The sequence below is a fragment of the Mycobacterium sp. genome, assembly GCF_035570115.1.
Taxonomy (GTDB): Bacteria; Actinomycetota; Actinomycetes; order Mycobacteriales; family Mycobacteriaceae; genus Mycobacterium.
The window spans coordinates 1-7,350 of the sequence record NZ_DATMLH010000230.1; the positions used below are offsets into that span (position 1 = coordinate 1).

Annotated in this window: 7 protein-coding genes; 3 read left to right on the plus strand and 4 right to left on the minus strand. The window is 65.2% G+C overall.

Going from position 1 to position 7,350, the window contains the following annotated elements; all coding sequences use genetic code 11:
• Positions 1–342: 342 nt before the first annotated feature.
• Positions 343–1,635, minus strand: a complete 1,293-nt coding sequence (tyrS, locus tag VNW74_RS20605; protein WP_325680204.1) for a tyrosine--tRNA ligase — start codon at positions 1,633–1,635, stop codon at positions 343–345.
• A 65-nt stretch (positions 1,636–1,700) separates the two neighbouring features.
• Entirely contained in the window at positions 1,701–2,312 is a 612-nt protein-coding gene (locus VNW74_RS20610; protein WP_325680206.1) for a DNA-3-methyladenine glycosylase, read from the minus strand.
• A 58-nt stretch (positions 2,313–2,370) separates the two neighbouring features.
• Between VNW74_RS20610 and VNW74_RS20615 the strand changes: the two genes are divergently transcribed.
• The 3 genes from VNW74_RS20615 to VNW74_RS20625 are packed head-to-tail and all read left to right on the plus strand — an operon-like array spanning position 2,371 to position 4,524.
• Positions 2,371–3,135: an ABC transporter ATP-binding protein gene (locus tag VNW74_RS20615; RefSeq protein WP_325680208.1), complete on the plus strand. Its 765-nt coding sequence runs from the start codon at positions 2,371–2,373 to the stop codon at positions 3,133–3,135.
• A 14-nt stretch (positions 3,136–3,149) separates the two neighbouring features.
• On the plus strand, positions 3,150–3,899 hold the full coding sequence (locus tag VNW74_RS20620; protein ID WP_325680210.1) for an ABC transporter permease: 750 nt from the start codon (positions 3,150–3,152) through the stop codon (positions 3,897–3,899).
• A gap of 1 nt (position 3,900) precedes the next feature.
• Positions 3,901–4,524, plus strand: coding sequence for a TetR family transcriptional regulator (locus VNW74_RS20625; protein ID WP_325680211.1), 624 nt, complete (start codon positions 3,901–3,903; stop codon positions 4,522–4,524).
• On the opposite strand, the gene VNW74_RS20630 is transcribed toward VNW74_RS20625, so the two are convergent.
• Both VNW74_RS20630 and VNW74_RS20635 read right to left on the minus strand, forming a co-directional pair.
• A complete protein-coding gene (locus tag VNW74_RS20630; RefSeq protein WP_325680213.1) occupies positions 4,490–4,714 on the minus strand; it encodes a Trm112 family protein in 225 nt (74 codons plus the stop codon). The two genes, VNW74_RS20625 and VNW74_RS20630, sit on opposite strands and share 35 nt — an antisense overlap.
• 14 nt (positions 4,715–4,728) lie before the next feature.
• A partial coding sequence (locus VNW74_RS20635) for an acyl-CoA synthetase (RefSeq protein WP_325680215.1) occupies positions 4,729–7,350 on the minus strand: 2,622 nt, incomplete at its 5' end.

Consider the following 7,350-nt stretch of genomic DNA (forward strand, 5'->3'; position numbering starts at 1 on the left):
AAAATCTGACCTAACAAATAACAACACCAAAAACTGGCATCAAAAAAACATCACACCCTGACACGGGGTATCAGAACATGACAAAAAACAACAACAAAAACAAAACCACCAAACACACTATTGAGTTCTCAAACAACACCCCTTCGGCCGCGCAACAAGTCCCGCGGCTCTTGTGGCCGGTTACTCGCTTGCGGACGACGAGGGAGCCACCGAAGTGGATCTTCCCTCTGGGACATCGTCGCGCTCTACGGACTGGCCGCGTCGCGACGACTCGCCTAAGTTACGCGACAGGAAACGCGGAGTCAAACAACCCGCTAGACCGCGTGTTTCGCCTCCGCAAGGTCAGTCAACGCGCTCGACCCCGGCGATATTCCGCTTGCCGCGGCGCAGGACCAGCCAGCGCCCATGCAGGAAGTCGGAAGGTCGGGGCACCCAGTCCTCGTCGTCGATGTTGGTGTTGTTGACCGAGACGCCGCCCTCAGCGATCGTGCGTCGCGCGGCGCCCTTGCTCTGCGACAACCCGCTGGCAACCAGCAGGTCGACGATTCCGTCCGGCGCCCCTGGCTTCAACTCGGCTATCGAGGTCTCGCGGAGCGCGGCCGTCAGCGTGGACTCATCCAACCGGGTGAGTTCCCCGCGGCCGAACAACGCCTGGCTTGCATGTTCGACGGACTCGGTGGCGTGCTCACCATGCACGAGCGTGGTGAGTTCGCGGGCCAGGCGCCGTTGTGCCGCGCGCTCGTGTGGCCGTGACGCGGTGGCCTCGTCCAGTTCGGCCAACTCGTCGGCCGACAGGAAGGTGAACCAGCGCAAGTACCGGATGACGTCGGCATCGCCGGTGTTGATGAAGTACTGGTACCAGGCGTACGGAGTCGTCATCTCCGGGTCCAACCACACGTTGCCGCCGCCCGTGGATTTACCGAACTTGGTCCCGTCGGCCGCGGTCACCAGCGGAACTGTGAGGGCATGCACGGAGGCTGAGAGCTTCTGGCGCACCAAACGCACCCCGGCGATGATGTTGCCCCACTGATCGGATCCGCCGATCTGCAGCAGACAGTGATGGCGTTGGTGAAGCTCGACGTAGTCGTTGGCCTGCAACAGCATGTAGCTGAACTCCGTGTAGGAGATCCCCTCGCCCTCCAGACGCCGCCGCACCGTGTCGCGATCCAGCATGACGTTGACCGAGAAGTGCTTGCCGACGTCACGGAGCAACTCGATCGCCGACATCGCGCGGGTCCACTCGAGGTTGTTTTCGACGATCGCACCGGTCGGGGACCCGTCGAAATCGACGAAACGTTCCAACTGTCCACGGATCCGCTCGGTCCACCCCTGGACGGTGTCGACGGCGTTCAGCACCCGTTCACCAGTCTCGCGAGGGTCGCCGATCAAGCCGGTTGCGCCGCCGGCGAGAACGATAGGGCGGTGCCCGGCGCGCTGAAACCGCCGCAACGCCAGCAGAGGTACCAGGTGTCCGGCGTGCAGGCTAGGCGCGGTGGGATCGAATCCCGCGTATAGCGTGATCGGACCCCGGGCCGCCTCGGCGGCCAGCGCGTCAAGGTCGGTGGACTGTGCAATCAGTCCACGCCAGCGCAGCTCGTCGAGGATGCCAGACGAGCCGGAAGATTCAGCGTCCACAGTCAAAGATCTTCTCGCATCGACACGGCGCCGCGGCGGGCGACCTGACGGCGCGACGGTCGCCCCTAGTCGCTGGCACCAGGCGCCAGCGCTCCTGGGCTGCGCCGGTAGGCCGAAACCTCCGCCCGGCCCGGTAACCACAGCCGCCACGGCCGGTCGGAGGCTTGGCTGATGCCGACCCGCGGCCCGGACACCGAGTCGAGGCTGTCGTTGAGCCGCAGCCGCACTGGGCCGTCGCCGTCAAAGAGGTCGATGCCATTGTCGGCCATGGTGATTCCCAATGCCGAGCAGAGGTTCCCCGGCCCGCGCGCCAATGCGGCGGCGCGGATGGACGCACCGCGGCGGGACCGGGCGACGTCGAGCCCGGTCTCGATCGCAGCTGCCCTGAGCAGGACCGCGGCCGCAACGCCGTCAGGCCCGCACACCACGTTTGCGCACACATGGATGCCGTGGCTGCGGTAGGCGTAGAGCCGGCCCGGCGGTCCGAACATCACCGTGCTGCGACCGCTAGGACCGCGATACGAGTGCGCCGCGGGGTCCGGCCACGGACCGTCCGGCACCCCGCCGTAGGCCTCTACCTCGACGATCGTGGCGGTGACGTCGCGACCGGTCAGCGTGGCGCCGACTAGTCGATGCGCCGCCCGAACCGGGTCGACCGCGAGTAGGTCAGCGCCCATCGGACAGATTCTGCCCGCGACCCTTGACAGCCCGGCAGCAGGGGCGGATATTCATCGTATGATGACTTCATCGCGTGATGAATTATCCTCGATGGGCGACGAAGTAGCCGTCGACATCAGCCACTTACGGGTGGTCCGCGGTAAACGCCCTGCGCTGCATGACTTCTCGGTTCGCATCGCCCGCGGGAGTATCACCGGACTGCTGGGCCCGTCAGGCTGCGGGAAGACCACGCTGATTCGTTGCATCGTCGGCACCCAACTCATCGCTGCCGGCACGGTGCGGGTGCTCGGATTACCGGCGGGTTCGGCGCCGCTGCGTCGCCGGATCGGATACCTGCCTCAGGACCCCACGATCTACAACGACTTGCGGCTCGTCGACAACGTCCGTTATTTCGCTTCCCTCTACGGTTTTGACAGTCGCGCGGCCGACTCGGCGATTGATCGGGTGGGGCTCAGCGATCACAGCACTGCCTATTGCGCCAATCTCTCCGGTGGTCAGCGCACCAGGGTGTCGCTGGCGTGTGCGCTGGTCTGCCAGCCCGAGTTGCTCGTTCTCGACGAACCGACGGTGGGATTGGACCCCGTGCTGCGAGCAGATCTCTGGGAGCAGTTCACCGACCTCGCCCGCGCCGGGACCACCCTGCTGGTTTCCAGCCATGTGATGGACGAAGCCGACCACTGCGGTGCCCTGTTGCTGATGCGCGAAGGTCACCTGGTCACGCACACCACTCCGACCCGACTACGAGAGGACACCGGATGCACGTCACTGGAGGACGCGTTTCTGTCCATCATCAAGCGCAGCACCAAGCGCCTAGCCGGTTAGGACTGAAGGGATATTTGAAACCGTATAGCGCGACCACGTTGCGGATCCTGCGCCAGCTGGCCGCCGATCACCGCAGCATCGCGATGATTCTGGCGGTGCCGGTCCTGGTTATCACGTTGATGTACTTCATGTTCGAGAACGCCCCGCATCGTCCGGGCGTGCCGACGCCGTTCGACAATGCGTGCCTGATCCTGCTCGGTCTGTTCCCGCTGTTCGTGATGTTCATCATCACGGCGATCACGATGCAGCGAGAACGGGCCTCGGGGACATTGGAGCGCATCCTGACCACTCCGCTGCGCCGGCTCGACCTGCTGCTCGCTTATGGGACGGCCTTTTCGATCGCCGCAGCGGTGCAAGCCACCTTGGCTTGCGCCGTGGCGTTTTGGCTTCTCGGCTTCGACACCGCCGGCAGTCCGTTCTGGGTTTTCCTGATCGCGATCGTCAACGCGATGCTCGGCGTCGGACTCGGATTGTTGTGTAGTGCGTTCGCGCGCACAGAATTTCAGGCCGTGCAGTTCATTCCGCTGGTGATGGTGCCGCAGCTGTTGCTGGCCGGCATCATCGTTCCGCGAGCGTTGATGGCAACCTGGCTGGAATGGATCAGCAACGCGATGCCGGCCAGCTATGCGCTGGAGGCTCTCCAACAGGTGGGCGCGCATACCGAGCTGACCGGGGTCGCGGTACGAGACATTCTGGTCGTGTTGGGGTTTGCGATCGCGGCGCTATGCCTGGCCGCCGCCACCCTGCGCCGGCGGACACCGTAGCGTGACCGCCAGCAACACCGGGCGCAAGCGGCCCGGACGCCCGGCGGGGAGTTCAGACACCCGTGATCGAATTCTAGCCAATGCTCGAGTCATGTTTGCCCGCAACGGAATTGCGAATACGTCGATACGCGCGGTGGCGGCGGCGGCGGACGTCGATTCAGCGTTGGTGCATCACTACTTCGGCACCAAGGAAAAGCTGTTCGCCGCGGCGGTTCACGTCCAGATAGACCCGATGGACGTCATCGGCCCATTGCGCCAAGTGCCCCTCGAGGAACTCGGCCACGCCATTCCGTCGATGCTGTTGCCGCTGTGGGACTCCGAAATCGGTGCCGGGTTCGTCGCCACGCTGCGGTCGGTTATCGCCGGGTCGGAGGTCAATTTGTTTCGTTCGTTCATCCAGGACGTGATCGCCGTCGAAGTCGGGGGCCGCGTCGATAATCCACCGGGCTCCGGCATCATTCGGGTTCAATTCGTCGCATCCCAACTGGTGGGCGTCCTGATGGCGCGCTACATCCTGGACCTGGAGCCGTTCAAGTCACTGCCCGCCGCCCAGATCATCGAGACGATCGCTCCGAACCTGCAGCGTTACCTCACTGGGGATTTGCCGGAGTGGCCCGCGCCATGAGCTCGGCATGCTCGTCGTCGCCAACCTCGATCGCCTCGTCGACCAGCAGCACCGGGATGCCGTCTTCGATGCGGTAAGCACGCCGCAGCCGCGGGTTGTAGAGCAACTCCCGGTCATCTTTGCCGACCAACAGCAGTGGGCCGCGGTCGGCCGGGCAGACCAGGATGCTCAGCAGGGTCTCGTCAACCATGTCTGCCTCGATTGTCAGTGCGCACCCGACAGCTCCGTCCGTGCCGAGCCCGTCAATCGCCGGAACTGGTTGGCGTCAGCATCGAAATACCAGGAGTGCCGCCCCGCCTTGGGAATCCCCGCTGCCCGCAAGGGACTGACCGTCGGACGGTAACTGGCGCTGAGCGTCATCTCTGCCACCACATGCACGATGTCGGGTCCCGACCCGAACGGCATCGCCGCCACCGCTTCGGTGAGATCCGCCGCCGTGATGGTCGCACCCGGCCGTAACGTCACCGCGGTCACCGCGACTTGGTGGCCGGCCTTCGGCACTCCGTAGGTCACCGCGAGGTCGACCGCCGGAATGAGCCCGAGCGCGTCGGTGATCGGTTCGCAGAACACGATCCCGCGTTCGGTGCGGATCGTCGAACTGCGACTGCCCACTAGCCAAAAGTCGCCATCGGCGTCGCGGCGGAACAGATATTCAGTCGAGATCCAGGTGTCAGCGGGAGCGAAGACACCGCGTTTGACCGATGCGGTCGGATCGATCGGCCCGCGCGGCTCGGCGAGCAGTACACCGACTTCGTTGGTTTCCGGTACCCGGACCAACCCGCGCTCGGTTTCCAGAATCAGGTCGTGCTCGGCGTCGTAGGCGCCCAGTTCTATGTGGCCGGCGCCGGGCAACGGCCGGCCCTGGCTGCCGATCTTGGCGCCGGACACGTTGGCCAGCACCGCGTGTCCGTCGGTGGTGGCGAAGAACTCGACCACATGCGCGGGCGCGAACACGTCGACGACGCGTTGCCACAGCCCGGTCGGCATACCCGAGCCGATGAACAACCGCACCGGGTGATTGCCGTGCAGCGCGAAGCTCGGGTCGTCGATGACCTCGCGGAGCATGGCCCAGGTGTAGGAGACGACGGTGACGCCGTACTGGCGCACTTCGGCGACGAATCGGTCCGCGCGCAACCCGCGGGACAAGGCGATGCGGGTGCCGCCGACCACTGCGCCGCCCAAGCTGACCAGCAGCGCGGACTCGTGATGCAGCGGCGTCAGGCAGTACACGGTGTCGTTTCGGTCCAGCGCCGCAGTCGAGGCGGTTCCGAACGCCGACAGCGCCCAGCGGTAGTTGGTGATCTGCTTGGCGACCAACTGTCCGCCCGCGGTGCTGAACGCGATGAACGCCAGGTCCCGCGCATACCCCGGGTTGGCCCGATACCAGGCCGGGAGCTCGACGGCATCGGGATCGATCTGTTCCATGTCGATGACACCGGCGTCCTCGGGCAGATGCAGATCCCGGGACTCACCACCGCCGAGAACCAGAATCTGTCCGGGCAATTGCCGCGCGGTCTCGAGGTTCGGCGGGTCGGTGACGATTTCGGTCACTCCCCCGAGCCGGACCGCAGCGGCCAGGTCGACGTCGGGCTTCAACAGCACGGCGACGGCACCCAACCGCGACAGCGCGGCGATGGCCACCAGCGCGCTTGGCCGGGTTTCCATCAAGACCCCGACGTGTTCGCCCTGGCGTACCCCGACCTCGATGAGACCGCGCACGACGTTGTCGATGCGCCGGTTTACCGCCTCGTAGGTGTGCACCCGTCCGTCGAAGAGCAGGAATTCGCCGTTCGGCGCGTCGTGGGCCTGTTCGCCGATGATCCGGCCGAGCGAGATCCGGGTGTGATCGTTGATCTGGCCCAACCGGGTCAGTCGGGGCAAGGTTCGCGCGGTTTCGACGGCCAACGTGCGCATCGATTTGTTCGCTGCGACGACCGCGTCGGCCGCTCCACGGGCGAGTGTGACTGCCACCTCGGATGCCTCGCCCAGGCCGTGCATCAGCCGGGAACTGAGCGCGACGCCGCGGTCGGTGCGTTCGGCCGGCTGGTCGGCCATCGGGAAGATGTCGGTGGGCTTGTCTCCGTGTCCGGAAATCCACAGCACCCAATCGGCAACAGTTGGCCAAGTCTCGTGTGCGGCTTTGGATCCGACGACCAGACCGAAGTGACCCGCGCGCAGGCTGTACTCGTATACCTCGGCGTTGGGCGCTGCGCGCCGGATACCGCGCACCGCGGCCGGCTGACCGATGTCGTCCACCTCGCCGATGAAAGCCAGTACCGGACAGGTGATATCGGTCAGCGTCACCAGCTGACCGTTGATGGCGAAACCGCCTGTCATCATCCGGTTATGCGCGACGAACTGCTTGAGCAGCTCGGAGACTGCCGGGCCGGACCAGGCGATCCAGCCTTCCGACTCCAGGAATCTCCGTTGGGCTTCCCTCGGCAGCAGTGCCTCGCGATCGTGGAGCTGGCGCACGAAGTCGAGCCGTGCTTTGGCAGTCTTGAGCGGGTCGAGCATTTGAAAACCGGCGCGCGCCAACCAGCTTGGGATATCCAGCCGGTTGAAGACATGGTCGGCCATGAAATTGGCGATACCCGGGGCCAAGTTGGGCGGCAGCCCCATCGGCAGCGCCGCCAGGGTGTCGACCGGAGCGCCGAATGTCACAATGCTGGCGATGCTTTTCGAGCGCCGGTAGGCCGCCGCCTGATAGGTGAACATTCCGCCCTGCGAATAGCCGGCCAGGTGCACATCCTGGCCAGTGACGTCTGCGGTCAGGTCAATCGCCTCGCTCAGCGCAACGATGTGGTCGGCCAGATTCCGGCGCAT

Coding starts and splice junctions, on each gene's coding strand:
- VNW74_RS20615 (WP_325680208.1), top strand. CDS start 2,371: ATGATGACTTCATCGCGTGATGAATTATCCTCGATGGGCGACGAAGTA.
- VNW74_RS20630 (WP_325680213.1), bottom strand. CDS start 4,714: ATGGTTGACGAGACCCTGCTGAGCATCCTGGTCTGCCCGGCCGACCGC.
- VNW74_RS20610 (WP_325680206.1), bottom strand. CDS start 2,312: ATGGGCGCTGACCTACTCGCGGTCGACCCGGTTCGGGCGGCGCATCGA.